Raw genomic sequence first — 26115 nt, forward strand, 5'->3', positions numbered from 1 at the left:
TGCCCTCGAAATTTATCGCATGGGGAGCTGGTACGGGTTGACAGACAGGGCCAATCGAGAAACCATGAATACGTATTCTTTTCCTGGAGGATCGTTATGGGCAATTACCTGCAGCTCGGCCTTTTCATGCCCAGTACGACCGGCAGCCTCATCATTGCCAAGGGCACGCCGCCGCAGAGCGAAGCCACCTGGGAGTTAAATCGTGATGTCAGCCTCGCCGCCGAGGCGGCCGGTATGGAATTCCTGCTGTCCCAGGTGAAGTGGCGCGGTTACGGCGGCGAATCCGGTCACTGGGATGGCGCGCTGGAATCCTTCACCCTGATGGCCGCCATTGCTGCGGTCACCAGCCGGATCAAGCTCATCGGTTCCGTCGCAGTGCGAACAATGAACCCGGCGGTGGTCGCCAAGATGGCGGCGACCGTGAGTGACGTCAGCGCCGGGCGCTTCGTCGTGAACATCGTCGCCGGCTGGAACAAGTTCGAATATGCCCAGATGGGTCTGTGGAGCGACGACGATTACTATCTGAACCGCTATGAATATGCCGACGAGTTCCTGCACATCCTGAAGCGGCTGTGGTCGGAAGAAAGCGTCACGTTCAAGGGGAAACACTTCCAGCTGGAAGACTGCAGGTCCTTTCCGAAGCCACGGCAGATGCCGGAAATCGTCTGTGCCGGGCAGTCGGAAGGGGCGCTCGCCTTCGTGGCCAAGGAGGCCGACTATTCCTTTATCGGGCGGATGAACGACAGCGCGGAACAGCTGGGTCAGGTCGCTGCCAAGATTTCGAAGCTGGCTGAGCCTCATGGCCGCAGCGTGCACTCGCTCACGCTCCTCAACGTCATCGCCGCTCCAACGGATGCCGAGGCGCAGGCCGAGAAAGCCTTCTACCTGGAGAACCGCGACGAGGTGGCGATCAAGGAATGGATGCGCGTGTCGGGAATGGACAAGAACCGCATCGACTATCTGCACCTCGATCCGGAACCCGCGACCTTCATGTCGGTGCCCTATATCGTTGGCTCCTATGAGAAGGTGGCAGCCCATCTGGATGCGCTGGCGGTCAATGGCATAACCGGCGTCTGCCTCGCCTTCCCAGACTTCGCGTCGGACGTGCCGGATTTCATCGCCAATGTCATGCCATTGATGAAGTCCCGCCAGCGCGCGGCATAGGTCTTTAACCGATCGCCCATGGGGAAGCGGTGGACCGGAAAAAGACAGCAGCACTATGGCAGATTATTTTTTGCATAGGCATGCAAAGCGCCTGCGCCAGCCTGTCAAATAGCGGAAACTATCAAAAGAATATGGGGAACCTGCGTCTTCAATCAAAAGATGAAGTCGCATTCAACAAAAAGGGAAAGCAGCATGAAAATTAGTCTTAAGGTAGCGAGGGCAGTGCTTGCGGCGGCGCTGGCGACGGCGCTCTCGGCATCCGCTCTGCAGGCGGCCACGTTGCGCCTTGGCTCCGGGTTCGGCGACAAGCACTCCTCGACCATTGCCCTTCGTGACGTCTTCGGACCGGAGGTCGAGAAGCGGACCGAGGGACGTTACGCTGTCAAGATCTTCGCCAACAGCGAACTCGGGCAGGCGTCCGAAATGATCAACCAGGCCCAGAGCGGCATCAATTTCGGCGTCTACGTCTCTTCCGCCTTCTTCAACGCACAAGTGCCGCAGATCGGCGTCACCAATCTGCCGTTCCTGTTTCCCGATCGGGAGACCGCCTTCAAGGTCATCGATGGCCCTGTCGGGCAGAAGATCACCGCCCTGTTCGATGCCAAGGGCCTCTCCGTCCTCGGCGTCATGGAGCTCGGTTTCCGCAACATCACCAACAGCAAACACGCCATCAAGGAACCGAAGGATCTCGCCGGCCTCAAGATTCGCCTGCAGAACAATCCCGTCCATATCGCGACGTTCCAGTTGCTCGGTGCAAGCCCGACATCCATCGATGCCAGCGAGATGTATTCGGCTCTGAGCCAGGGCGTCGCCGACGGCCAGGAAAATCCCTATGCCGTCATCAACAGCTTTCAGCTCTATGATGCCAAGCAGAAATTCATGACCAACACCGGTCATTTCTTCGACGTCATCGTCTTTGCCGTCAGCAAGTCGGCGCTGGAGCGCATGTCGCCGGCCGACCAGGCAGCCGTTCGCGAAGCCGCAAGACTGGCAACCGCCGAGCAGCGTCGCCTTGCCGCCCAGATGGATGCCGACAATCTGAAGCAGATTCTTACCCATCAGGTCGAATTCACCGAACTCACCGACGACCAGAGAGCCAAGTTCCGCGAGGCAACGGCACCGGTCTACAGCAAGGTGCGCGACACGATTGGCGCCGGCATCTTCGATGAATTCACCGCAGCCGTCAGCGCGGCCAAACCGTGATGGGCCGCGTCCTGTCCCTCCTGGACCGAGCGGTGGAGGCGGCGATCGTCTGCCTCATGGCCGTGGTCGTTTTGACCGTGGCGAGTGACGTGGTCTCTCGCTACCTGCTCGGCGGATCGTTGATTTTCGCAAACGAACTCAGCAGGATGTGCTTCATCTGGGTGTGCTTCCTGGGCATGCCGATCGGCATTTCCAAAGGTTTGCACGTAGCGATCACCACCCTCGAGGCGCGGCTTACGCCGACCTGGCAGAGCGCAATGTTCCGCCTCGGCCTGGTGTTCATGCTGGTTCTCATGGTCGTCGTCATCTGGGGGGCGATCGTCAGCATCGGCGCACGCTCGGCAGAACAGTTGAATACCATTCCGGTCACCGCGGCCTGGTTCTACGTTCCGGTCGCGATCGGAGCCGGTCTCTCCATTCTCCACATCATCGCGCAGTTCATCGAAGGTCGCCGCATCGTCCGCGAGGCCATCGAGACAGTCTGACGCCAACGGTCGGCAAACATAAGCGCGCCTGCCTCGCCCAAGCGTCAACCGGGCGGGGCCGGGCTGTCGGTTGCCCTGGAGCCTCATCATGAGCATTCTCATCTGCCTGCTGTTTTTCGCCTTCTGCATTCTGAGCATTCCGCTTGCCTTCTCGTTCGGCCTGGCGGGTCTTGTCGGCGTCACCATGTCCGATCTGCCGATCGAGGTCATCGCCACGCGCATGATGTATTCGATCAATTCCTTTCCCCTGCTGGCCATCCCGTTTTTCATGTTCGCCGGCGAACTGATGGTACGCGGCGGCATCGTGACGCTCGGGATCGAATTTGCCGACACGATCATCGGCCGCGTGCGAGGCGGGCTTGGCCAGGTCACCATCCTCTCTGCGCTCGGCCTTGCGTCAGTATCCGGGACCGCGGTGGCCGATGCGGCAGCCTTGGGCTCGGCGCTCCTCAAACCGCTCGGCCAGAGCTACGGCACGCGCTTCGGCGCCGCCCTGATTGCCGGCGCCAGCAATCTCGGTCCGATCCTGCCGCCGAGCACCGCGATGATCGTCTATGCCTCGATTGCAGGTCCCGGCATCTCGGTGCCGGCGCTGTTTCTCGGCGGGGTGCTGCCGGCCGTCCTGATCGCCGGGGGCATGTCGCTCTATGTCTACTTTGCTGCGCGCATGCGCGGCTTTCCGCTTCGCGGCGAGGCCTTCTCGATGAGCCGCGTGGTCAGGCAGGGCATCAAGACGCTGCCGGTGTTCTTCCTGCCCATCATCGTGATCGGCGGCATCGTCGGAGGCGTTTTTACCGCGACCGAAGGTGGCGCCATCGCCGTCATCCTGGCCATGCTGCTGGGCTTCTTCTATACGCGCGAGCTGAAGGTTTCGGACCTCTGGCCATGCCTGCTGGGTGCCGGCCTCACGACCGCCTCGGTGACGGTCATCATCGCCTTTGCCTCCACCATGACCTTTATCTTTTCGATCGACGGGCTGCCTGACCAACTGGCCGCCGGCTTGAAAGCGATAACGTCCAGCCCGCAGATGTTCCTGATCCTCGTCTTTCTGCTGCTGGTCATCGTCGGCATGTTCATGGAATCGACGGCCGCCTATGTCATGCTGGTTCCGATCTTCGTACCCATTGCCGAAGCCTACGGTATCGACGGTGTGCATTTCGCACTCGTCTTCATTCTCACCCTGATTGTCGGGATGCTGACGCCGCCGGTTGGCGTGCTGCTCTTCGTGATGTGCGGACTTTCCGGACTGAAGCTCGGCGAGATTGCTGAGGAGGTCTGGCCCTATATCCTCATCCAGTTCGGCGTCGTCGCCGCCGTACTGTTCTTCCCGGATGTCTTCCTGGCGCTGCCGCGCCTTGCCGGCTACTGAGGTCACAGCATGAGCACCGCCCTCAACGCCGCCACGGACCCGATGCCGCATCTCGTGCGGCATGTGGCAAACCTTGCCTTCGATGATCTGCCGCCGTCCGCGATCGCCTGTGCCAAGACCTTCATTCTCGATACCCTCGGCGTCGGCATCGCCGGCGCCAACGGCACAGGTGTCGCCAACCTGCGCAAGCTCGCGCAGACCTGGGGCCGAGAGCCCGAAGCCACGGTCTGGGGGTCGGGAGAACGGCTGCCGGCAGCGTCTGCGGCCCTCGTCAATGGCTACCAGATCCACTCGCTGGAATATGATTGCGTTCATGAGCGGGCGGTCCTCCACCCGATGGCGGCCATCCTCTCCGCCGCCATCGCCTTTTCGGAGAGGCGCGTGGCCCATGACGGTGCGCCCGTTGATGGTCGATCGTTCATCGCAGCAATCGTCGCTGCGGTGGATCTGGCGACATTTCTCGGCTTTGCCGCCCGCGGATCGCTGCGCTTCTTCCGGCCTTCGACGGCCGGTGGATTCGGCGCTGCGGCGGCAATTGCCAAACTGTCCGGCTTTGATGAGCATCAGGTCGCAAATGCGCTCGGGATCCAGTATTCGCAGGCCTCCGGCACCATGCAGGCGCATGTCGAGGGCTCGCCCTGCCTTGCCCTGCAGGTCGGCTTCGCCGGCCGGGCCGGGCTGGTCAGCGCCGACCTGGCAGGCGCCGGCTTCGAGGGCCCGAAGGACATCCTGACGGGCCGGCACGGCTATTTCAGGCTGTTCGAAAACGACCGCTTTGCCATCGACGGCGAAATCGAGCGCATCGGCCGCGACTATCAGGTCGAGGAACTGGCCCACAAGCCCTTCCCCAGCGGCAGGCTCACCCACGGCACCATCGACGCCCTGATGCAGTTCCAGAGCCGCCATGGCTTCAAGGCGGAAGATATGGCGAGCCTCGAATGTTTCGTGCCGCCGGTGGTTGCTCGGCAGGTCGGACGACCGGACATTGCAACGCCGGATCCCAACTACGCAAAACTCTGCATTCCCTTCGTGGCGGCGACCTTCCTGCGGCATGGTCGCGTGGATGTTGGCGAGTTTCTCGGCGCCGAGATGTTGAACGATCCCATAACGCACGCGCTGGCAGGCAGGGTGATGGTGACAGAGGACGATAATCCGGACCTCAATGCCATGAATCCACAACGCTTTGTGCTGACCCTCAAGAACGGCGATCGGCACGAGCTGATCCTCAACCACGTTCTCGGCCATCCCAAAGCGCCTCTCACGGCCGCGCAGAATGTCGATAAGTTCATGCGCAACTGGGCAACCAATCCGGCTCTGGCCACTGCGGACGGAGAACGGCTGGCTGAGACCATCGCCCAGCTTGAAACGGTCAAGGATATCACGGACATCACGCGTCTGATGGTTCCGGCCGACCTGCGCTGACAGCGCCCTCGCCGCACGCTTCTGCGCTCCTCCAATCCTTGCGTGGGCCTGAAAAGGCCCACGCAAGGATCCTCCGATCACGGCCATTCCTACGCTTGCCCGATTGCAACCAAACGGTAATGCATAGGAATTCATTCTAACATCAAATAATTGTTGATATGACGATGCTCAAAATAGCGCGTCCGACGAAACCACTGGACAAAAGTGATCTAACCGGACAAGGCCATGGCGGCATCGCGGGGGCATCTTGCTGAAAACTTGAAGAATTCGCGGTGAGTTATGCTCGCCTTCTTTTTTTGTCATTTCTTAATCGGGCCGCGAATTGATCGGGTCAGACAAAGCACGGTCAAGACGGGCAAAACACCCGTAGATCTCCGTCACAAAATTCTTGCATGCGCATGCAAATTGGCTATAGTCACGACAAAAGAGCTTACGCACTGTGTGGCGTGCGCCTTGACGGCTTCGTGAGAGAGGACGCGCGGCGTCCTGGGGAATGTATTGTGACCGGAATGAATTCGACGCCCAAAACCCTTTACGAGAAAGTCTGGGCAGACCACGTCGTGAAATCCTACGAGGACGGAACCGATCTCCTCTATGTCGATCGGCATCTGGTCCAGGAAGTCTCCAGTCCCCAGGCCTTTGCCGGTCTCGAAGCCGCCGGGCGCAAGATCCGCCGGCCGGATGCGCATATCTCCGTCGCCGATCATGCCGTTCCGACCCGGGATCGCGCAGCGGCCCTGCGGGATGGGCTAGCGGCGCGGCAGGTGGAGCGACTGGTCCAGAATACCGAGAAATTCGGCATTCCCTATATTCCGATGCGGGACCGGCGCCACGGCATCGTGCATGTCATCGGTCCGGAGCTGGGCTTCACCCTGCCGGGGGCGGTGCTGGTCTGCGGCGACAGCCACACCTGCACCCATGGCGCTTTCGGCGCGATCGCCTTCGGCATCGGTGCGAGCGAATGCGAATGCGTGCTTGCCACGCAGACGCTTCGCCAGCGAAAGCAGAAGACGATGCGCGTTCTCCTGGAGGGACGCCGCCCGGACGGCGTGGAGGTCAAGGATTTCATCCTGGCCGTGATCAGCAGCATCGGTGTCGGCGGTGGCGTGGGCTATGCGATCGAATATGCGGGTTCGGCCGTGCGCGATCTGTCCATGGAACAGCGCATGACCCTCTGCAACATGAGCATCGAGGCGGGCAGCCGCATCGGCATGGTCGGGCCTGATGACAAGACCTTCGACTATCTTCGCGGACGGCCGCTCGCTCCTGCCGGTCAGGAGTGGGATGCAGCTGTCGAGGCGTGGCGCGGCCTTGCGAGCGAACCCGATGCGGTGTTCGACCGCGAAGTCGTCATCGACGTGAGCACGCTCGCTCCTTTCGTTTCGTGGGGAACCACGCCTGAGGAATGCTCGCCGATCACCGGCCGGGTGCCGGATCCGGCCGAGGAGCCGGATGACGGGCGGCGACGCCGGCTGCAGCGGAGCCTCGATTACATGGCATTGACGCCGGGCATGCCGCTCACCGACATCCGGATCGATCGCGTGTTCATCGGCTCCTGCACCAACGGACGCATCGAGGATCTGCGCCGGGCAGCGGCTGTGGTCGACGGCCATCGTGTCGCCGATCATGTCGCGGCCATCGTCGTCCCGGGTTCGGCCGCCGTGCGCGCGCAGGCCGAACAGGAGGGTCTGGACCGCATATTCTTGGAAGCGGGTTTCGAATGGCGTTCGTCCGGCTGCTCCATGTGCGTGGCCATGAATGACGATCGCCTGTCGGAGGGCGAGCGTTGCGCGTCCACATCCAATCGCAATTTCGAGGGTCGGCAGGGCAAGGGTGGGCGCACCCACCTGATGAGCCCGCCGATGGCCGCGGCCGCCGCGATCAGCGGCAGGCTCGCCGACGTCCGCAAACTTGGTATTTGAGGCCTAGCATGAAGCCTTTCACGACGATCGAAAGTGTCGCCGCCTTCATCGATGAGGATGCGATCGACACCGATATCATTTTCCCTGCGCGCTTCCTGCTGTTGCTGGACAAGGCCGGGCTTGCAAAGCATGCGTTCCACGAACGCCGCCATGCGCCCGCTCTCAAGCAGCCCTTCATTCTGGATCGCGCGCCGTTCACCGCGGCGGAGATCCTCGTCGCCCGCAAGAATTTCGGCACCGGCTCCAGCCGGGAGCAGGCCGTCTGGTGCTTGGCGGACTTCGGCATCCGCTGCATCATCGCCGAAAGCTTTGGCGAGATCTTCTTCGCCAACTGCTTCAAGAACGGTGTGCTGCCGATCGTCAAATCCGGTGAGGAATTGAAGGCGATCCGGAAGGCCGCCGGCGAGGAGCAGAAGATCGAAATCGATCTGGTGGATCGCACGATCCGCTTCCAGGACGGACGCGTGATGGCCTTCGAGGTCGATGACTACCGTCGCGATGCCCTGCTGAACGGGCTGGACGAGATAGGCTCGATCCTGCGCGACGACGGTGACGATATTGTCCGCTTCGAAGAGCGCCAGCGCGGCCGATCGTCATGGCTGCATCTCGACCCGCAGAAGCTTTCGACCTTCGCCGATCTCGGCAAGGAGAAGATCCTGGACTGACGGTTCGGCGCGCAACCGCGCACATCCTCAGATCAAGCCCCAACGTCCATCGAAAAGGCATTGTTAATGGCAAAACCCATCCTGAAACAGGCATTGGCGTCCGGTCAGTTCGTCGTAGCGCCCGGCATTCATGACATGATTGCCGCCGCTGTCTTCAACAAGAGCGGCCTCGAGTTCGCCTATGCCTCCGGCTATTGGATGGGCGCATCCGCCTACGGCCTGCCGGATGCCGGCATCGCAACCTATACCCAGATGGTCGATCGGGTGAGGACGCTCTGCAATACCGTCAATGCCGGCGTGATTGCCGATGCCGACACGGGCTATGGCGGCCTGCTCAATGTGCACCATACCGTCATCGGCTATGAAGAAGCCGGCGTGACGGCGATCCAGATCGAGGATCAGGAATTTCCGAAGAAATGCGGCCACACGCCGTTCAAGCGCATTGTTCCGACCATCGACATGGTGGAAAAGATCCAGGTCGCCTGCGATGCCCGCAAGAGCACCGACACGCTGATCATCGCGCGCACCGACGCCCGCCAGTCCGAGGGTTTCGAAGGCGCGATGAAGCGGATCGAGGCCTATGGCGCCGCTGGCGCGGATATCCTTTTTGTCGAGGCTCTGGAGAGCGATGACGAAATGCGCGAGGCCTGCCGCAGGCTCAACAAGCCGACCATGGCGAATATGGCCGATGGCGGCCTCACCCCGATCCGCAGCGCCGGTGAGCTGAAGGATCTCGGCTACAGCATGGCGATCTACCCCGCCGCAACGGGCCTTGCATCGGCGCAGGCGGCGGAGAATGTCTTTACGGCGCTCAAGACGCTCGGCACCTCGCAGTCGCCGGATGTCTCGCTCTTTTCCTTCCGCGAATTCAATTCGCTGATCGGCTTTGAAGATGTCTGGGAATTCGAACGCAAATGGGCCCGCGATCCGGCCAAGACGGACAGCGCGGCGTAACGGCAATCATAGCGACGTGGTTCGGGCGGTGGGAGTGGAAACGACCGCCCGGACGACCGAAAACGAGGCGAAAAATCGCCCGGCCTGAATCTGCACTCTCCAGGGTGCGATGAAAGGAAAACAAAAGAGGGACAAGAACATGGACACGACCGAACGGGAAGGCGGCATCGCCGCGCAATTCAAGATCGGCATGCGTCGCCTGGCCTCCGGTGTCTCGCTCATCACCACCGGCCGTGGAGATGTGCGCGGGGGGCTGATCGCCACAGCCGTCAATTCCGTGAGTGCAGAACCGCCGACCTTGCTGATCTGCGTGAACCAGGGCGCTTCGGCGCATGATCTGATCGTCACGTCGGGAACCTTCTGCGTCAATTTCCTGCCGGCCAGCTGCGCCGACATCGCCGGACAGTTCAGCAGCTCGGCCCGCAAGGCCGAGCGCTTCGTCACCGGCGACTGGACCGAGATGGCCTCGGGCTCCCCGGCGCTCGCCTCGGCGCTTGCCGCGTTCGATTGCGAGGTGGTGCAGACGGTGTCCTACCATTCCCATACGATCTTCATCGGGCTCATCCGGGAGGTGCGCCTCAGCGAAGGGGACGATCTTCCGCTGATCTATCTCGACCGCAATTTCCACTGCGGGGCCTCCTCCAAGATCTCGTTGCCGGCATGAGCGGCTTTCAGTTCAGCACCACGAAATCCCTGATCTGCCGGCCCGGCGCGGCGGCCGATCTGGCGGCGAGTGTGGGCGCTCTCCTTGGGCAACACATCCTGGTCGTCACCGATCCCGGCATCCGCAAGCTCGGGCTGATCGATGCGGCGCTCGCATCGCTTGCCGCGGCTGGTCGCGCGGTTTTTGTCTTCGACGCGGTCGAGGCGGACCCGTCACGCGCGACATTGATGGCGGCGGTCGCGGCTGGCCAAACCTTCGGCGCAACCGGCGTCGTCGGTTTCGGCGGCGGTTCTTCGCTCGATGTCGCCAAGCTCGCAGCTCTTCTCCTGGGGTCCGACCAGCCGCTGGACGAGGCCTGGGGCGTCGGCAATGCGAAGGGTCCCCGCCTGCCGCTGGTCCTGGTTCCGACGACGGCCGGAACCGGATCCGAGGTGACGCCTGTTTCCATCATCACGGTCGAAAACGACGAGAAGCGCGGCGTATCGAGCGCCGTCATCCTGCCGGATCTGGCAGTGCTCGACGCGGACCTGACGCTCGGACTGCCGCCCGCCATTACGGCTGCCACCGGGGTCGATGCCATGGTCCATGCAATCGAAGCCTTCACATCGAAAAGCCCCAACAACAATCCGCTGTCGCGCATGCTGGCACGGGAGGCGCTGCGCCTCCTGGGCGCAAATATCGAAACGGTCTGCGCCGAAGGGTCGAACCGGCCAGCGCGAGAGGCCATGCTGCTGGGGTCGATGCTGGCGGGCCAGGCGTTTGCCAATTCGCCCGTTGCCGCGGTCCATGCGCTGGCCTATCCGATCGGCGGCATCTTCCATGTGCCGCATGGGCTTTCCAACGCACTGGTGCTTGCGCCTGTGCTGCGCTTCAATGCCGAGGTGCAGGCTGATCTTTACGACGAGATTGCTGCCGATGCCTTCCCCTCTCTGGCCGAGATGGGACAGGGGCGGACCAGTGCCTTCATCGACGCGCTGGTGTCGCTCGCAGCGCGTCTCAAGCTGCCGCCGCGGCTGAGAGATGTCGGGATTCCCGAGGAGGCCCTGCCCCGCATGGCTGCCGACGCGATGAAGCAGCAGCGCCTGCTGGTCAACAACCCGCGGCCGGTATCCGAGGCTGATGCACTGGCCATCTATCGCGCGGCCTGGTGAACATACCGGGCCGTCTTCGCTGAATTCACTTCAAGACTGGGAGAAAAAGCAGATGGCCGATCATGCGGGCAAGACCGTTCTGGTAACCGGAAGCGCAAGCGGTATCGGTCTGGCGATCGTCGAACGCTTCCTGTCGGAGGGGGCCAATGTCGCGGGCCTTGATCTGAAGCCGACACGGGTGGACGACCCTTCGGACAGGCTGCTGTCGATCACCGCCGACGCGACGGACGAGGCCGCGGTGAACAAAGCCGTCGCCGATGTCGCCGACCGGTTCGGCAGGCTCGACGTCATGGTCTGCAATGCGGGCGTCATCGGCATCGGGTCGGTTGTCGACATGGATTTTGCCGAGTGGCGGCGGGTCACCGAAATCAACCTGAACAGCGTGTTTCTTGGCGCGCGGGCAGCAGCCCGCCAGATGATCGCCCAGGGCGGCGGCGGCGTGATCGTCAACGCCTCGTCCGGTGCCGGCCGAAAGGGAGCGGCCAATCTCTCCCACTACTGTGCCTCGAAGGCCGCCATCGTTTCGCTGACGCAGAGTTTGGCAATCGAACTCGCCCGCCATGACATCCGGGTGAACTGCTACACGCCCGGCCACATCGAGACGCCGTTCTGGAAGGACATCGCCGAGGGCTTTTCCCGGCTGACCGGGCAAACCTCGGATGACGTGATCGAAGGCTTTCGCCGCACGGTGCCGGCGGGCCGCTTCGGCAAGCCCTCGGATGTCGCCGCCGCCGTCTCGTGGCTTGCGACGCCGGATGCGGCCTATGTCAGCGGCCAGGCCATCGCCATGAACGGCGCGGAGATGCCGTATTGAGGGGAAAGCAGCATGCAGGCGTTCGACTATATCATCATCGGTGCGGGTTCTGCCGGCTGCGTTCTGGCCAACCGGCTGTCCGAGGATAACAACAACCGGGTTCTCTTGATCGAGGCCGGCGGTTCGGATCGCAATCCGGTCTTTTCCATTCCCCTCCTTGCCGGGGCTGCCTATTTCTGGAAGCCGAGCAACTGGCATTATGAGACCACTCCGCAACAGGGTCTGGACGGCCGCGTCATCAAGTGGCCGCGCGGCAAGGTGCTGGGCGGCTGCTCGACCATCAACGGCATGATGTACATGCGCGGCACTCGTCGCGATTACGACATGTGGCGCCAGATGGGCCTGCCAGGCTGGAGCTATGAGGAGGTCCTGCCCTATTTCAAGCGGGCCGAGCATAATCCGGAAAGACCGGAGAACAGGTTTCATGGTCAGGGAGGCCCGCTGCATGTCGAGCGCGCCAAGGCCGACAACCCGTTATACAGGGCCTTTCTTGAGGCCGGCTATGACGAGGGCATGCCCGCCAATGACGATTTCAACGGCGCGGTGCAGGAAGGGCTCGGCGGCTATGACTTCAATGTGCTGAACGGCCGCCGGGTCAGCAGTTCCACCGCCTATCTGCGCCCTGTCCTGTCGCGCTCCAATCTAGCCGTCTGGACCAAGACCCATGTGCTTGAGCTGGTCATGGACGGGCGACGCGTCACCGGCGTCAAGCTATCCCGTGGTTCCGCCGTCGAAACGATCGCGGCGCGCGCCGAAGTGATCCTCAGCGCCGGCGCCATCAACTCGCCGCAGATCCTGCAACTGTCAGGCATTGGCGACGCTGACAGGCTGAAGGCACTCGGCATCGACCCGGTGCTGCACCGTCCCGAAGTCGGCCGCAACCTTCAGGATCACATGGGGGTGTATCTCAAATATGCGGCCAGCCAGAAGGTCACCCTGTTTTCGCTGTTCAGGCCGGACAGGGCGATCCGTGCGCTGACGCAAGCCTATCTCTTCGGCACCGGCCCCGCCTCCGCAGTGCCGCTGGAAGCGGGCGGCTTTCTGAAGACGCGACCGGACCTCGATGAACCCGACATCCACATGACCTTCGTGCCGGGGCTCAATCTCGAAACCACGCGGGCCGGGCAAGGTGGTCACGGCTATCTGATCAGTTTCTACCAGCTTCGGCCGGAAAGCCGCGGCGAGGTGCATATCGTCGACAAGGACCCGCGCGTCAAGCCGCGCATGGATGCGGCCTATCTGTCGTCGGAATTCGACCGCCAGGTCATGCGCGACGGTGTGCGGCTTGCCTATCGCATCGGCCAGAACGCCAAGATGGCGCCTTACCGGGCATCGGCAATCTCGCCCTTGGCGGCGGACATGGAGAGCGACTCGTCGATCGATGCCTGGGTTCGCCAGAGTGCGGGCACGACCTTCCACCCGACCGGCACCTGCCGCATGGGGGCTGATGACGCCTCCGTCGTCGACGCCGAGCTGCGCGTGCGCGGCATCGATGGGCTGCGCGTCGTTGATGCCTCCATCATGCCGATGATCGTCAGCGGCAATACGTCGGCGCCGACGATGATGATCGCGGAGAAGGCTTCCGACATGATCTTGGGCAAGGCGCCGCTGCGCGGCTAAGGTGGATTCTGGCAGGGCATCTTCTTCTGCCCTGCATGCTCCCGCGTCGGCGGCAAAATTAAAGGCGACGCATCATCGCCGCCTTCCCTTTCGAGAGCTCACCTCATGCCGGCCGCGGCCGCAAGGCTCGTATCGAATGCCGTCTGGCAGACCTCACCGCAACGCTTGGTCCAGCCCGGCAGCACGGCATTTGTGAAGGCCTCCTTGCGCAAGGCAACGTCCGCTTCCGAGGGCTTGGCAAGCGTCAATCTGGCCGGCTCGCCAAGCGCGCAGGGACCCTCCGTGTTGCAGGCGATACCTGCGGCATCTTCCGTACGGTTCTGCGCCCACATTTCGTCGGAAAGTTTGCCGAGTTCCGCTGTGAGGAAGGTCTGGATTTCTGCCGGCTGGCGGTCCCACCATGTAGCATTGGCAGCCGTTGCGCCAGCGCCGAAGTTGATCGGCAGCGAGTAGAGGTATTTGGCGCCTTCGTACCAGCGGGCTGTATACCCCCCCATCGCACTGGTAATCGCACAATCGATCACGCCCTGTTCAAGGGACTGCTGCACGTCACCGAAGGCCATGTCCACAGGCTCACCCTTGAGGTATTTGACGAAGTCGGCCTGTGAGGCGCCGGAGGTGCGAATGCGCTTGCCGGCAAAGTCGGCGAGGCCACTGACAGGGACGCGGCAGAAGGTGACCTGGCTCTGGTAGGACTGCAGCGAGATGAGGTGCAGCCCGAGCTTGCTCTTGTAGTAGCCGGAGAGGATTGGGAAAAACGCATCGGATACGCGCTTGAAGCTGTCGAAACTGTCCGACATGCCGGCAAGATCGTTACCGTCATTGATGGGGTCGGAGCCGGAGTGATGGCCAAGTTGTGCCGTTGCAATATTGGCAGAGCCTGCCGCAAGCAGCTTGAAGACCTCAGGTCCTTTCAGCCCCAGTTCGTTCCAGGCACGGAACTGCGCCTTGATCGATCCGTTGGAGATCTCGGCCATTTTTTTCGTCCAGAACGGCGTTTCAACCTGCCGGCTCTGGGTGCTGGTGCTGAGATTGCCGACGACGTTGACCGTTGTCGCCGGCAGCGTCTGCCCGACAGCGGCGGTGGCCATCGCCAGCATGGCGGCAAGGCTCAGACTGATCTTCTTGTTCATGGTGTCCCCTTCTTTTTGGAGTTTTGATCGTGGCTAGGCCCCGCGCATGATGGTTGGCAGCCAGGTTGCGAGGGATGGAAAGGCGATGATCAGGCCGATCATGGCGAGAATCGCTATGACGAAGGGCGCAGCGCCGAGCGCAACATCACGGAACTCCCCGTCACCGCGTACGGACTGCACGATGAAGAGATTCATTCCGATCGGTGGAGTGATCAGGGCTGTTTCGATCAGCAGCATAAACAGCACACCGAACCAGACCGGATCGTAGCCAAGCGAGATGATGATCGGCACGACGATGGGCGTAGTCGCAATCATCAGCGACAGCGTTTCCATGAAGCAGCCGAGCACGAGATAAATGCCGACGATCGCAAGCAGGATGACGAGCGGCGAGGCATTGATCGCCGTAATCGCACTCTGAAACTGAGCCGACAGTCCGATGCTCACCATGACGAAATTGATCAGCAGCGCGCTGACCACGATCAGCGCCACCATGCTCGTCGTCTTCATGGTGCGCTCGAAGGCGCGCATCAGGGTCTGCCAGCTCAGACTGCGATTGGCTGCGGCCAGTACGAGGGCCCCGACAAAGCCGAGTGCCGCAGCTTCCGTCGGCGTGGCAATGCCCAGATAAATCGATCCCACCATGAGCGTAAACAGGATCAGCGGAGGCACGAGTGCCGGCAGTGACCTGAATTTCTCCTGCCAGGTGCTGGGCGCTATGCCGATGCCGCCCATGCCGGGCCTCAGACTGCACAAAAGGAAGATCATCAGCGAGAACAGGCTGGCCAACAAAATGCCGGGGATGATGCCGGCCAGATAAAGCCGTCCAATCGAGACATCGGCAAGCACGCCGTAGATGATCATGTTGATTGACGGCGGAATGAGGATGCCAAGAGTACCGCCGGCGGCGATCGACCCCAGGAAGAGTGGCGGATTATAGCCGCCTTCGCGCATCTGCGGGATCGCCACCGTACCGATTGTGGCTGCCGAGGCCACTGAGGAACCCGAAGTCGCTGCAAATAGTGCACTCGATCCGATGATCGTGTGCAACAGACCGCCCGGAATGAAGCGGACCCATTTGTCGATCGCGTTGAACATAGCCGCCGCTATCCCGGAAACCAGCAGGATCTCGCCCGTCAGGATGAACAGAGGAACCGCGATCAGCGAGAAATTGGTCGACCCGCCCCAGATCACCTCCGAGACAGCGGGAAGCACCGGAAAGAAGGAAAAGAAATGATCGAGGATGAGCGCGACGATGACAAGAACGGCGGCCACAGGTAGGCCGAGTGCCAAAAGTCCGAACAGAAGAACGGTGGTGATCAGGATCATACCCGGCGCCCTCCCACTTCTTCAAGCGCTTCATGGACTTCCTGTTCGGGGCTGCCGAGGCTGGCAACCCTATCGGCCTCGCTGTAGCGACCCGTCGCCAGAAGCATGGCCAGTCGAACGGCCATCAGAACTGTCGTCACTGCAAAGCCCACAAGGCCGATCAGCCAAAGGGTCTGTGGATAGCCCTGCGGCAAAGCGAGCGCGGAGTTCGAGGTGACGCCGCGCTGGAAGCTTTCTCCCGTAATCTCCGTCGCCTTCCACAGAAAGAACAGCGCCAGAGCTGCCAGGGTAACCAGCGCCAGCAGGTCAAGACCACGCCGGATCGGGGCGGGCATCCTGGCCGACACGACGTCGATCCGGATATGCGCCCCGGTGGTGGCTGCATAGGCCATGCCGAAGGCGATGGCGGCAGCGAATAGATAAGTGCTGAACTCGAGCGAATGAACGGCCGTGTGTCCGAACACATTGCGGGATATGACGTCGATCGTGACGAGGACACCGATCAGAGCCACCATGAGACCGCCGAGACGCGCAAGCCAGACTGCGCCGGATTCAATAATGCGATTGAGATGATGCACGCGGACTTTCCTTCCTCTGATCAGGCAACAAGAAGCCGGACAACCTCTGCCACGTCTTCCACCTCTTCCAGGCGATCGACGAGGGCGATCAGTTCCTCGCCTTTCTGCGTGGAAAGGGCCGGCACGCGGCTCCAGCAGCGCCAGAACTTGTCGATGTTCTCCTCGCGCGTCAGCGGGAAATCCGGGTGGCCATAGACCGATGTGAGATCGACGCTGTGTTCGGCGCCCGATTTCAGGACGACGCTCACCGTCTGCGGTGTCATGGCCGCGTTGTCGGGGTTGGGTACTTCGATCACCGTCACGCGCGATGCAAAATCATGGGTGCGCGGATCGTTCAGCATCGCCTCGCCGATGAACTGGTCGACATCCACCACGCCGTGATTGAGGAAGGTGCCGGCAACGAAGGCAAGGCAGAGCTTGGCGTAGTTCGGAGCGGGCGCCGGAATATCCGGCCGCCCGACCAGACGGTTGACCAGCGGCGGAACGATGCAAGTAATGGACTGGATATCGTCCGGCGCAAAGCCATGGGCCTTCAACAGCCGGTTCAGGCCGTCGATGACGCCATGGGTCAGGCGGCCGGACGGGAACGGCTTGTGCGACATGCGCTCCATCTGGAAACCAGCCAGCAGTTCGCGCTTGCCATGGGCGACGTCGAACTCGCCGTTTTCAAACAGGCGGAAATAGCCGTAGCGCCCCGTCAGCACGTCGCTCGGGCCCAGAATGCCGTTTGCCGCGAAATCGCAGGCAGCGATGGCCGCGCGCGCGTTGAAACCGACCTGCATGCCGAGCAGGGGCGAGCCCTCCACATGCGGCTGCAGTGTGCCGCTCGACTGGCCATACTGATTGCCGAGCGTGCGAATGATCGTCTCCACGTCAAAGCCCTGCAGCTTGCCGAGCGCTGCTGCAGCGCCGAACCCGCCGGAAGCGGCGGGGCGAAAGAAGCGGATCGGCCCGCGGGCTGCCTTGCCCATGAAGATCGAGACATCGACGCCCATGACCATGGCGGTGATGAAGTCACGGCCGCTCACCGGCTTGCCTTGTGCCGAACGCCGCTCGCAATAGGCCATGACCGCAGAAAGGATCGTCGCCATCGGATGCAGAACCGCATCCTCGTTGACGCAGTCATATTCGAGGCTGTGGATCTGGTAGGCGTTGACGAAAGCGGCCGCCGGTGCCGGAAGGCGCTCGCCGGTCACCCAGGCCGTTGCCTCGTCGCCCTTCCCCCAACTCGACGCGACACGGATGATGCCATCGATCTTGAACCCGTGGCTGCCCGCGACACCGACGCCGAATGTGTCGAGCAGAAAGGTCTTTGCCCGCTCCACCGTTCTGGCCGGCAGAAGGTCGAAATGCGTCGCGACGACGCGATCGATCAGCCACGGAAGCGGATTTTCCTGTTCACTCATCATGCCTGTCCTTGCTGCGCTCAGGCGTCGTCGGACGCCAGCTCTGTGGATGGTTGCGAACGGTCGCCAGGACGGAGTCGTCGAAAGGCGCCATGACATAGCCGGCCGGCTGGGGAGGATTGCGGTAGCCCGTTTGTTCCGAAACGGCCGCGAGAACACGCGGATCGGTATAATAGACGCTGTAGAGCGCCTCGATCAGCGTCTGGAAGGCGGGCGCCATGGTTTGCTCCAGCCCTTCCAGAATTGCGCGCCGGCCGGCGGCCTCAAGCGTTTCAAACCCGTCCGGGAGTGCGCTCATCACTGCCTTAAGGGCCATCGTCCAGTTCGGGCGAAACGCAAGTCGTTCCGGGCGAGCGACCCCTGATGCGGGCGGAAAACCCTTGCCGCCGGGAATGAGCGTGTCGAGAAGGCAGGCCCGCAGCCGGTCCCTGTCCGCGGTCATTGCGTGACCTCCGCCATGGTTTTTTGCCAACCCTTGGTGGTCAGTCCTGCCGGCGTCTCCTGCGAGCGCCGCTGCGCGATGATGCGGTCTGCGGTCCTCAGCGCAATCGCCTGGATCGTCGGGGTGGGATTGAGAGCCGCGGCCGTGACGAAGACGCTGCCATCGATGATGAAAAGGTTGTCGCAGTCATGGGCGCGGCAGTCACCATCGACCACCGAACGGTCCGGATCCTCGCCCATTCTGGCCGTACCGAGCAGATGGAAGCCGGTATAGCGCAGCAGGCGCTGCGCCTTGATATCGGTCGCGCCGGCCTCTTCGAAGGCGCGGGTCGCGCTGGCGATGCCGTGTTCGATCATGCGGCGGGTATTGTCCGAGATCCGGTAATGGAAGCGTGGGGCGGGAATACCGTGACTGTCCTTCAGGTCGGGGTCGAGATCGATGAAATTGCTTTCTTCGGGCAGGTCCTCGGTGGTCACCGTCAGGCTTGCGGTGCGACCGAAGCGCTCCAGGAAGGCGCCGTGATGCCCCTCCCCCCAGGGCAGCCGCGGCTGATGACCGCCGAGCGCAAAGGTGAGCGGCGCCTCGGAGCGCACCAGCTGCATCTGATATCCGCGCTTGAAATCATGCTCGGACCGGGTCTCGTAAAAGTTCTGGCAGAGCAGCGTGCAGGCGAAGGCGCCCTCGAAATTGCGCTCCATGTCGGAAAAGACCGCCGACACCATGCCGGTGGGATGGTGCATCAGCCGCTTGCCGACAAGGCCCGACCGGTTGGCGAGCCCGTCGGGATGCCGTTTTGATTTCGACAGGAGCAGGAGGCGTGCGGTGCCGGCGCCATTGGCTGCAAGGATGACGGTGCCGGCCGCGATATGCCGGGCCGCGCCGTTTTCGTCATAATAGGCGGCCCCGGTCGCCCGTCCCTTTGCATCGGTGGTGATCTCGAAGACCCGTGCGCCGGTGACGAGCCTGGCGCCCGCCGCCAGCGCTACGGGCCAATAGGTGATGTCGGCGCTCGCCCGCGCCAGCCGCGGACAGCCCATGTCGCAGGGGCCGCAATGATTGCAGGCGCCGCGGCCGCGATAGGTGCGGCTGGTAATCGCGACATCCGAGACCCACCAGTTCCAGCCCAGCCGGTCGAAGGCCCTGGCCATGCGCTCGCCGCCGGGACCAAGCGGAAGCGGCGGAAGCGGCCGCGGACTGCGTGGCGGATTGGCCGGATCGCCTGCAAGCCCCGAGACGCCCATGATCCGATCGTTGATGTTGTAATAGGGCTCGAGATCAAAGTAATCGATCGGCCAGTCGTCCCCCACCCCATCAAGGCTGCGGGTGCGGAAATCCGATGGCCTAAAACGCGGAAACTGCGCGCCCCACTTGATGGTGCTGCCGCCGACGCCGTTGAACATGACCGGCTGGATCGGGGTATCATCCTCGTTGACCGGATAGTCTTCAGGCAGACCTCGGACATTCGGCGACCAGTGGTCGTTGAAATTGCGGGTCAGTTCCCAGTCGTCACGCGTCGTCGGCGTGTCCGTGTGATCGCGCCAGTGACCCTGTTCGAGGCAGGTGACGCGAAAGCCGGCAGAGGCCAGGCGCCAGGCGCAGGCTGCGCCGGAGGCTCCGGCGCCAATGATCAGGATCTCGTCAGACGAAGACGTCATTGCGCGCTCCCGGCATGTCCTGCGTCAGATCCGACTGTTCCTGCGCGCGCCAACAGCGCACCCGGCGGCCCGTGACATCGCTCTTGAGCACCTGCCGCTCACGCTGGCATCGATCGACACGATAGGAACAGCGGCTGTAGAGGAAGCAGCCTTCGGGAAGATCGACCGGGCTCGGGATTTCACCGGCAAGAGAATCCTCGTTCTCGCGGTCGACACGACGGTTTTCCGGGTCCGGCGCAAGGTGGGACGCAATCAGCGCCCGCGTATAGGGATGGCGCGGGTTTTCGAACAGGTCACGCGTCTGCCCGATTTCGACGATCTGCCCGAGATACATCACCGCCACCCGGTCGCAGACCTGGCTGATCGTGGAAAGATCGTGCGAGATGAACAGGAAGGAGAGGCCGAGTTCGGACTGCAGGCGCCGCAAGAGGGCGATGAGGCTGGCGCGCGAGGACGGCGCCAGGACAGACGTCGGTTCATCGAGAATGATGAATTCCGGCTTGGTCGCCAGCGACCGCGCGATGTTGACGCGCTGCAGGGCACCGGCGCCAAGATCCCGCGGTCGGCGCGACAACATGCTTTCGTCGAGCTCGACCAGCGCCATCAATTCGCGGATCCGCGCGGCGCGCCGCGTGCGGGTGAGCCCGGCATGGATCTCCAGGGGCTCCGACAGGATGCGTTCGATCGTCCAGCGGGCATCGACGCTGTCATAGGGATCCTGCAGCACGATCTGCATCTCTGCGCGGGCCTTCTTCAGCGCCGCGCCCCGGATGACGCGCAGATCCTGCCCCTTGAACGACAGGCGACCGTCATCGGCCTCCGCAAGCTTGATGATGAGGCGCCCGACCGTCGATTTGCCGGATCCGCTTTCGCCGACAAGCCCGACCGCCTCTCCGGGCTGGATCGTCAGGTCGACATCGTTGACCGCATGCACACGCTTGGTGCTGTTGCTGATGGGAAAGGACTTCGACAGCGACGCGACATCCACGATTGGTAGGGCATCGTCGTCACTGGAGGCCGCAGGCATGGCCGCGGATGCCTCGACCCGATGATGCGTCGTCCGGCGTCGCTTGAAATAGGCCCTGGTATCGTCCTGATCGACGATGCGGCCCTGTTCGAGCACGACCACCCGGTCGCAATAATTGGCGACGATCCCGTCTTCCTGCGTCACAAGCAGGACGGAGGAATGGGTGGTGCGTACCGTCTTCCAGAGCTGATCCAGGAACTGCGCCTGGATCGTCACGTCGAGCCCGCTTGTCGGTTCGTCGGCAATCAGCAGTCCCGGCATGGAGCTCAGCGCCATCGCGATCAGCACGCGCTGCGCCATGCCGCCGGAGAGTTCGTGGGCGAAGGCATCGAGGCGCCGCTCGGGGTCGTTGATGCCGACCAGTCGCAGCATTTCGACAGCCCGCGCCCGGGCCTCGTGGGCCGCTTTCGGCTGGTGCGCCAGCCAGGCATTGCCGATCTGCGCACCGACATTGATCATCGGATGAAGCGAGGCGCGGGGGTTCTGGACGATCAGGCCGATGTCCTTTCCCCGCACAGTGCGAAGCTCGGCTGCCGGAAGCGACAGCAGGTCTTGCCCGTTCAGCATCACGGTGCCGGAGGTAATCTTGCCGGGCGGTTTGACGAGGCCGAGCATGGCATAGGCGGCGGTGGATTTGCCGCTGCCACTCTCTCCCAGGAGGCCGACGATCTCGCCTCTGCGGACCTCGAAGCTGACGGCGTCGAGCGCCTTTTTTCCACCGAAAGCGACCGTCAGGTCACGCACGTTGAGAAGGTCGCGACCCAGGTCGGGTGCGGCCGGTTGAGCTGTCATTCGTGTTCCCCTGAGCGTTGTTTTTCTGCGAACCGAACTTCATTATGAATTCGTATTCAAATAGCGCGCGCCGCCCTTGTCAACCGTAATTCTCAAGCAGGCCCTACAACAAACCGCAACGATACCGGGCGGAATGGCGTAAGCTACGCGATCTTTCTTCTCCGGGTGCCTTGACAGCCAAACGCGTTCGAATGAATTATGAATTCGTATGCAAAATCCAATAAGGGGAACTACTCTCAATGCATGCATGCTCGAACCTTCCCGTATTCCTGCGTCAATCCGCCAAGCGAAGCGTCCTTGCTGCGCTGGCCGCAAGCACCCTGCTTGCCCCGGTCTCGTCTGCAAACGCGCAGGCGCCCGGCACCCTCGTCTTCCTTGCCGAAGACGTCCCCTCCGGGCTCGACATCGATGGTCCGTCGATTGCGATTCCGACCACCCAGCTCGGCATGATGCAGCTCCTCGAGCCGCTCGTCGCCTATGAGTACAAATCCGCGCCGAATGAAGACGGCATCATCATGCCGGACTTTACCAAGCCGACCGGGCGGCTGCTTGAGAGCTGGGATTATGATCCCGCGACCTACAAGTGGACGCTGCATGTGCGTAAGAACGTCAAGAGCTGCGCGGGCAACACCCTCACCGCCGACGACCTGATGTACACCTACGAGCGCGCGCTGAATGTCGGCGGCGCGGTGCCGAACGCCTGGTTCCTGATGAACATGTCGGGCGTCAAGGGCTTCACCCAGGATGTCTTCAGCACCGACAAGGCGGTTGCCGAGAAGGCGAAGAAGGGCCTTGGCCAGGGCATTCGCAAGATCGACGACTACACGGTCGAAGTATCGCAGGAAACGCCCAACCCGCTCTTGCTGGTCAACATGGCCGTGACGATCTCGCAGGGCGTGTTCGATTCCAAGGAGATGAAGGCCCACGCAACGGCAGCCGATCCGTGGAGCTACGATTACGCCAACAATACGAACCTGCCGTCCTTCGGGCCCTACTGCCTGGACAACTGGGTGAAGAACTCTGAAATCCGCTTCAAGGCCAACCCGAACTATTATCGCGGCAAGGCGCCGATCGAGACCGCCATCATTCGCAAGGTGCCGCAGGGCGGCAACCGCATCAGCATCCTGCGCTCCGGCCAGGCTCAGCTCATCCAGGGCATGACGCCAAACCAGTATGACAGCCTGCGCAAGATGCCCGGCGTCAAGGTGAGTGGTGTGACCGGCAACGAAGGCCTGTTCGTGGTGATGAACTTCAACACCGCCCCCTTCGACAACATCAAGCTGCGCCAGGCGATCGGCTATGCCATGCCCTATCAGCGCATCATTGACGTGGGCTACAGCGGCCAGGCCAAGCAGTGGGAAAGCGTCGTCGCCTCGACCTATCCGAGCTTCGTCAAATACGCGCCGCCCTATGGCTACGATCCGCAGAAGGCCAAGGCGCTGCTGGCCGAGGCCGGCTTCCCCGACGGCAAGGGTCTCGAGAAGTATGCCGACAAGTTCAAGCTCACCTATGTCGCGGAAAAGGAAACGACGCTCGGCCCGATCGTCAACCAGATCCGCACCGCGCTGACGGCGATCGGCATCCCGGTGACGCTCGATCCTATTCCGCAGACGCAGTATGGCGACCGTCAGATCGTCAAGAAGGACCTCGCATTCGCCGTCAACGACCAGGAAAAGCCGATCGGCGTCGATACCGGCTACGCCATGCAGCTGTTCTTCGTGTCCAAGGCGGCCGGCGGCCTCAACAACATGATGAACTATGCCAATGCGGATCTGGATGCGCAGTGGGCGAAGGCCCGCGTCGAACCGGATACGGCCAAGCGCGATGCGATCCTCGCCGACATGCAGAAGACGCTGATGCATGATCTCGCCTGGCTGCCGCTGGTCGAGTTCAAGACCCAGTGGGCCCATTCGGACAAGCTGAGCGGGCTCTCCTGGAACCCGAGCAACTCGCTGCTGCTCTACGACCTGCACTACTGATGTGTCTTGCGGGGCCGCCACCCGCGGCCCCGGTTTCAACCGGAGTGCGACATGATCCGAAAGTTCATCCTCAAGCGGCTCGCAATCGGCGCGCTGCAGATGCTGGGCCTGACGCTTGCGGTGTTTTTTCTGGTGCGGATGCTTCCGGCCGATCCAGTCTCCCGCCTGGTCGGCCTCAACGCCTCGCCGGAAGCCTACGCCCAGGCCCAACGCAGTCTCGGCCTCGACAAGCCGGTGGTCACCCAGTTGCTCGAATATCTCGGGCTGGGCTCGGGCCCCGGCCTGCTCCAGGGCAATCTCGGCACCTCCTGGCTGACGAATGCCAGCGTCGTGTCCGAAATCGGCGCTTCGCTGCCCACCACGCTCGAACTCCTGACCTACAGCTTCGTGGTGACCTTGCTGATCGCCATTCCGGTCGGCGTCGCCAGCGCGTCGAACCCGGGCAAGTTCGTTGACAAGGCGGTCTTCGTCTACGGCCTCTTCGGCGGCTCGCAGCCGGAGTTCTGGTGGGGCCTGCTGTTCGTTCTCATCTTTTTCGCCCAGTTAAACGTGGCGCCGGCGCCGCTCGGCATGATCGATCCGCTCCTGATCCCTCCGCCACGTGTCACAGGCTTCTATACGCTCGATGCGGTGATCGCCGGCGATTTCCGGGCGCTCATCGACATCTTCCATCATCTGATGTTGCCGATCCTGACGATGGTCTTCGTGCTCTCAGGGCCAGTGATCAAGATGGCGCGACAGAGCATGATCCGTGCCCAGGCGTCGGACTTCATCCTGTACGCCAATGCCGCAGGGCTGCGGCAGTCACAGGTGACCCGCTATTCGATGCGCGCGGCGATTGCCCCGACGATTACCCTCGTCGGCATCCTCTACGGGGTCATGCTCGGCGGGGCCGTGCTGGTGGAGAGCGTCTATTCCCTCGGCGGCATCGGCCAGTATGCCGTCCGCTCGGTTCTCGCCTTCGACTATCCCTCGATCCAGGGCATCGTTCTGGTGATCACGGCGATCTCGCTGCTGATCTACCTGGCGCTCGACATCCTCTATGCCGTCATCGATCCAAGGGTGGTGTATTCATGAGCGACATCACATCCGCTTCGTCCGCCATCGGCAACCTGCAGCCAAAGGCGCGGCTGGCCATCTCGCCGCTTTTGACCTTCGCGGTGGTTTTCGCGCTCGGCGCGCTGATCCTTGCAGCCTTCAGCGAATATATCGTGCCATACGATCCGGTCGACAGTTCCTTCATCCCGAACATGCCGCCGCCGGCGCTGGGCGACATTCCCTCGCTCCTCTGGGGGACGCTCACGGGTACGGCTGCAGAACCCATCCACTGGTTCGGCACGGATTCCTCCGGCTTCGACGTCTTCTCGCGGGTGCTGTGTGCCCCGCGGATCGATCTGTCCATCGCGCTTGCATCCAATTTCCTCGCCATGCTGATCGGCATTCCGTTCGGGCTCGTGGCCGGCTATTTCCGCAATCCGCTGACCGAGCTGATGATGCGCGTCTCCGACGTCCTGCAATCCTTCCCGGTCTTCATTTCGGCGATGATCCTCGTGGCGCTGGGCGGCCAGTCGATCGCCAACGTGATCGTCGCCCTGTCGCTGCTCTATGCACCGATCTATGTGCGCCTGACCCGTTCCGAGGTGATGGCGCAGAAGAGCAAGGGCATGGTGGAGGCGTCGCGGGCGCTCGGGCAGAGCGAGTTGATGATCGCGATGAAACACGTGCTGCCCAATTCGATGGGACCCTCGCTGGTGCAGAGTTCCGTCACGATCGGCTTTGCCATCCTGCTCACCGCAGGCCTGTCCTTCGTCGGCGCCGGCGTGCGTCCGCCCAATCCGGAATGGGGCTTGATGATCTCGACAGGGGCCAATGACATCGTGCTTGGCCAATGGTGGACCTCGGTCTTTCCCGGCATCGCCATCTCGCTGACCGTCTTCGCCTTCGCCGTCATCGGCGACGCGCTGGAGCAACGCTACAACCGCTGACCCGGCTTCGGCCGCATGGTCAGCGCCATCACACGAGGACCCACCATGAGAGTGATCGTATTGTTCAACCTGCGCCCCGGCGTGACCGTCGCAGACTATGAAACATGGGCGAAGACGACCGACCTTCCCGTCGTCAACGCGCTGCCGTCGATCGAAAGCTTCCGCGTTTTCCAGGCGACCGGCGTCATGGGATCGGGTGAGGCCCCGCCCTACCAGTATATCGAGGTGGTCGATATTGCCGATGAAGCCCAGTTCGGCGCCGATGTTGCCACCGACACGATGAAGCGGATCGCCGCGGAATTCCAGGCGCTCGCCGACAACCCGATCTTCGTCACCACCACCGAGTTGAAGGCGTGAAC

The 26115-nt window shown here is 62.4% G+C and carries 23 protein-coding genes; 16 read left to right on the plus strand and 7 right to left on the minus strand.

What is annotated here, in order from left to right; genetic code table 11:
* Positions 1 to 96: 96 nt before the first annotated feature.
* From J2858_RS21675 to J2858_RS21730, 12 genes are all read left to right on the plus strand, one after another.
* On the plus strand, positions 97 to 1164 hold the full coding sequence (locus J2858_RS21675) for an LLM class flavin-dependent oxidoreductase (RefSeq protein WP_210106954.1): 1068 nt from the start codon (positions 97 to 99) through the stop codon (positions 1162 to 1164).
* A 192-nt stretch (positions 1165 to 1356) separates the two neighbouring features.
* Positions 1357 to 2367 (plus strand): TRAP transporter substrate-binding protein, encoded by a 1011-nt coding sequence (locus tag J2858_RS21680; protein ID WP_210106955.1) that lies wholly within the window; start codon positions 1357 to 1359, stop codon positions 2365 to 2367.
* A complete protein-coding gene (locus J2858_RS21685) occupies positions 2367 to 2852 on the plus strand; it encodes a TRAP transporter small permease (RefSeq protein WP_210106956.1) in 486 nt (161 codons plus the stop codon). The genes J2858_RS21680 and J2858_RS21685 overlap by 1 nt, the downstream gene beginning before the upstream one ends.
* Positions 2853 to 2940: 88 nt before the next feature.
* A complete protein-coding gene (locus J2858_RS21690; protein ID WP_210106957.1) occupies positions 2941 to 4221 on the plus strand; it encodes a TRAP transporter large permease in 1281 nt (426 codons plus the stop codon).
* A 9-nt stretch (positions 4222 to 4230) separates the two neighbouring features.
* Positions 4231 to 5643: an MmgE/PrpD family protein gene (locus J2858_RS21695; RefSeq protein ID WP_210106958.1), complete on the plus strand. Its 1413-nt coding sequence runs from the start codon at positions 4231 to 4233 to the stop codon at positions 5641 to 5643.
* A 509-nt stretch (positions 5644 to 6152) separates the two neighbouring features.
* Positions 6153 to 7565, plus strand: coding sequence for a 3-isopropylmalate dehydratase large subunit (leuC, locus tag J2858_RS21700; protein ID WP_210107064.1), 1413 nt, complete (start codon positions 6153 to 6155; stop codon positions 7563 to 7565).
* Between the two features lie 8 nt (positions 7566 to 7573).
* A complete protein-coding gene (gene leuD, locus J2858_RS21705) occupies positions 7574 to 8230 on the plus strand; it encodes a 3-isopropylmalate dehydratase small subunit (protein WP_210106959.1) in 657 nt (218 codons plus the stop codon).
* Between the two features lie 66 nt (positions 8231 to 8296).
* Positions 8297 to 9184, plus strand: coding sequence for an isocitrate lyase/PEP mutase family protein (locus J2858_RS21710; protein ID WP_210106960.1), 888 nt, complete (start codon positions 8297 to 8299; stop codon positions 9182 to 9184).
* A 139-nt stretch (positions 9185 to 9323) separates the two neighbouring features.
* Positions 9324 to 9848: a flavin reductase family protein gene (locus J2858_RS21715; protein ID WP_210106961.1), complete on the plus strand. Its 525-nt coding sequence runs from the start codon at positions 9324 to 9326 to the stop codon at positions 9846 to 9848.
* Positions 9845 to 10999 carry an iron-containing alcohol dehydrogenase gene (locus J2858_RS21720; RefSeq protein ID WP_210106962.1) on the plus strand — a complete coding sequence of 385 codons (1155 nt, stop codon included), beginning with the start codon at positions 9845 to 9847 and terminating at the stop codon, positions 10997 to 10999. Before J2858_RS21715 ends, J2858_RS21720 begins: the two co-directional genes overlap by 4 nt.
* Before the next feature lie 52 nt (positions 11000 to 11051).
* Positions 11052 to 11813 (plus strand): SDR family NAD(P)-dependent oxidoreductase, encoded by a 762-nt coding sequence (locus tag J2858_RS21725; protein ID WP_210106963.1) that lies wholly within the window; start codon positions 11052 to 11054, stop codon positions 11811 to 11813.
* 12 nt (positions 11814 to 11825) lie between these two features.
* A complete protein-coding gene (locus tag J2858_RS21730) occupies positions 11826 to 13433 on the plus strand; it encodes a GMC family oxidoreductase (protein WP_210106964.1) in 1608 nt (535 codons plus the stop codon).
* A 98-nt stretch (positions 13434 to 13531) separates the two neighbouring features.
* On the opposite strand, the gene dctP is transcribed toward J2858_RS21730, so the two are convergent.
* From dctP to J2858_RS21765, 7 genes are read right to left on the minus strand one after another with little or no spacing between them, the layout of a single operon-like run.
* On the minus strand, positions 13532 to 14566 hold the full coding sequence (gene dctP, locus J2858_RS21735) for a TRAP transporter substrate-binding protein DctP (RefSeq protein WP_210106965.1): 1035 nt from the start codon (positions 14564 to 14566) through the stop codon (positions 13532 to 13534).
* Between the two features lie 33 nt (positions 14567 to 14599).
* Positions 14600 to 15892: a TRAP transporter large permease gene (locus J2858_RS21740; protein ID WP_210106966.1), complete on the minus strand. Its 1293-nt coding sequence runs from the start codon at positions 15890 to 15892 to the stop codon at positions 14600 to 14602.
* Positions 15889 to 16470 (minus strand): TRAP transporter small permease subunit, encoded by a 582-nt coding sequence (locus J2858_RS21745; RefSeq protein ID WP_210106967.1) that lies wholly within the window; start codon positions 16468 to 16470, stop codon positions 15889 to 15891. Before J2858_RS21745 ends, J2858_RS21740 begins: the two co-directional genes overlap by 4 nt.
* Before the next feature lie 20 nt (positions 16471 to 16490).
* Entirely contained in the window at positions 16491 to 17876 is a 1386-nt protein-coding gene (locus tag J2858_RS21750) for an MmgE/PrpD family protein (protein ID WP_210106968.1), read from the minus strand.
* Positions 17869 to 18318: a hypothetical protein gene (locus J2858_RS21755; RefSeq protein ID WP_210106969.1), complete on the minus strand. Its 450-nt coding sequence runs from the start codon at positions 18316 to 18318 to the stop codon at positions 17869 to 17871. The genes J2858_RS21750 and J2858_RS21755 overlap by 8 nt, the downstream gene beginning before the upstream one ends.
* Positions 18315 to 19973, minus strand: coding sequence for a GMC family oxidoreductase (locus J2858_RS21760; RefSeq protein WP_210106970.1), 1659 nt, complete (start codon positions 19971 to 19973; stop codon positions 18315 to 18317). Before J2858_RS21760 ends, J2858_RS21755 begins: the two co-directional genes overlap by 4 nt.
* Complete coding sequence (locus J2858_RS21765; protein WP_210106971.1) at positions 19957 to 21792, minus strand: dipeptide ABC transporter ATP-binding protein; 1836 nt, start codon at positions 21790 to 21792, stop codon at positions 19957 to 19959. The genes J2858_RS21760 and J2858_RS21765 overlap by 17 nt, the downstream gene beginning before the upstream one ends.
* 239 nt (positions 21793 to 22031) lie before the next feature.
* On the opposite strand from J2858_RS21765, the gene J2858_RS21770 reads away from it, so the two are divergent.
* The 4 genes from J2858_RS21770 to J2858_RS21785 are packed head-to-tail and all read left to right on the plus strand — an operon-like array spanning position 22032 to position 26113.
* Entirely contained in the window at positions 22032 to 23771 is a 1740-nt protein-coding gene (locus J2858_RS21770) for an ABC transporter substrate-binding protein (RefSeq protein ID WP_210106972.1), read from the plus strand.
* A gap of 51 nt (positions 23772 to 23822) precedes the next feature.
* A complete protein-coding gene (locus J2858_RS21775; protein WP_210106973.1) occupies positions 23823 to 24848 on the plus strand; it encodes an ABC transporter permease in 1026 nt (341 codons plus the stop codon).
* Entirely contained in the window at positions 24845 to 25756 is a 912-nt protein-coding gene (locus tag J2858_RS21780; RefSeq protein ID WP_210106974.1) for an ABC transporter permease, read from the plus strand. Before J2858_RS21775 ends, J2858_RS21780 begins: the two co-directional genes overlap by 4 nt.
* Before the next feature lie 45 nt (positions 25757 to 25801).
* Positions 25802 to 26113 carry a hypothetical protein gene (locus J2858_RS21785; protein ID WP_210106975.1) on the plus strand — a complete coding sequence of 104 codons (312 nt, stop codon included), beginning with the start codon at positions 25802 to 25804 and terminating at the stop codon, positions 26111 to 26113.
* Positions 26114 to 26115 lie beyond the last annotated feature (2 nt).

This window comes from Neorhizobium galegae, assembly GCF_017877135.1.
GTDB lineage: Bacteria > Pseudomonadota > Alphaproteobacteria > Rhizobiales > Rhizobiaceae > Neorhizobium > Neorhizobium galegae_A.

Bases quoted from the DNA above. Each gene is read 5' to 3' on its own strand.
- J2858_RS21720 (WP_210106962.1), top strand. From the start codon at position 9,845: ATGAGCGGCTTTCAGTTCAGCACCACGAAATCCCTGATCTGCCGGCCC.
- J2858_RS21785 (WP_210106975.1), top strand. From the start codon at position 25,802: ATGAGAGTGATCGTATTGTTCAACCTGCGCCCCGGCGTGACCGTCGCA.
- J2858_RS21775 (WP_210106973.1), top strand. From the start codon at position 23,823: ATGATCCGAAAGTTCATCCTCAAGCGGCTCGCAATCGGCGCGCTGCAG.
- J2858_RS21715 (WP_210106961.1), top strand. From the start codon at position 9,324: ATGGACACGACCGAACGGGAAGGCGGCATCGCCGCGCAATTCAAGATC.
- J2858_RS21690 (WP_210106957.1), top strand. From the start codon at position 2,941: ATGAGCATTCTCATCTGCCTGCTGTTTTTCGCCTTCTGCATTCTGAGC.
- J2858_RS21725 (WP_210106963.1), top strand. From the start codon at position 11,052: ATGGCCGATCATGCGGGCAAGACCGTTCTGGTAACCGGAAGCGCAAGC.
- J2858_RS21750 (WP_210106968.1), bottom strand. From the start codon at position 17,876: ATGAGTGAACAGGAAAATCCGCTTCCGTGGCTGATCGATCGCGTCGTC.
- J2858_RS21780 (WP_210106974.1), top strand. From the start codon at position 24,845: ATGAGCGACATCACATCCGCTTCGTCCGCCATCGGCAACCTGCAGCCA.
- J2858_RS21730 (WP_210106964.1), top strand. From the start codon at position 11,826: ATGCAGGCGTTCGACTATATCATCATCGGTGCGGGTTCTGCCGGCTGC.
- dctP (WP_210106965.1), bottom strand. From the start codon at position 14,566: ATGAACAAGAAGATCAGTCTGAGCCTTGCCGCCATGCTGGCGATGGCC.
- leuC (WP_210107064.1), top strand. From the start codon at position 6,153: ATGAATTCGACGCCCAAAACCCTTTACGAGAAAGTCTGGGCAGACCAC.
- J2858_RS21680 (WP_210106955.1), top strand. From the start codon at position 1,357: ATGAAAATTAGTCTTAAGGTAGCGAGGGCAGTGCTTGCGGCGGCGCTG.
- J2858_RS21765 (WP_210106971.1), bottom strand. From the start codon at position 21,792: ATGACAGCTCAACCGGCCGCACCCGACCTGGGTCGCGACCTTCTCAAC.
- J2858_RS21740 (WP_210106966.1), bottom strand. From the start codon at position 15,892: ATGATCCTGATCACCACCGTTCTTCTGTTCGGACTTTTGGCACTCGGC.
- J2858_RS21675 (WP_210106954.1), top strand. From the start codon at position 97: ATGGGCAATTACCTGCAGCTCGGCCTTTTCATGCCCAGTACGACCGGC.
- leuD (WP_210106959.1), top strand. From the start codon at position 7,574: ATGAAGCCTTTCACGACGATCGAAAGTGTCGCCGCCTTCATCGATGAG.
- J2858_RS21695 (WP_210106958.1), top strand. From the start codon at position 4,231: ATGAGCACCGCCCTCAACGCCGCCACGGACCCGATGCCGCATCTCGTG.
- J2858_RS21760 (WP_210106970.1), bottom strand. From the start codon at position 19,973: ATGACGTCTTCGTCTGACGAGATCCTGATCATTGGCGCCGGAGCCTCC.
- J2858_RS21770 (WP_210106972.1), top strand. From the start codon at position 22,032: ATGCATGCATGCTCGAACCTTCCCGTATTCCTGCGTCAATCCGCCAAG.
- J2858_RS21710 (WP_210106960.1), top strand. From the start codon at position 8,297: ATGGCAAAACCCATCCTGAAACAGGCATTGGCGTCCGGTCAGTTCGTC.
- J2858_RS21755 (WP_210106969.1), bottom strand. From the start codon at position 18,318: ATGACCGCGGACAGGGACCGGCTGCGGGCCTGCCTTCTCGACACGCTC.
- J2858_RS21685 (WP_210106956.1), top strand. From the start codon at position 2,367: ATGGGCCGCGTCCTGTCCCTCCTGGACCGAGCGGTGGAGGCGGCGATC.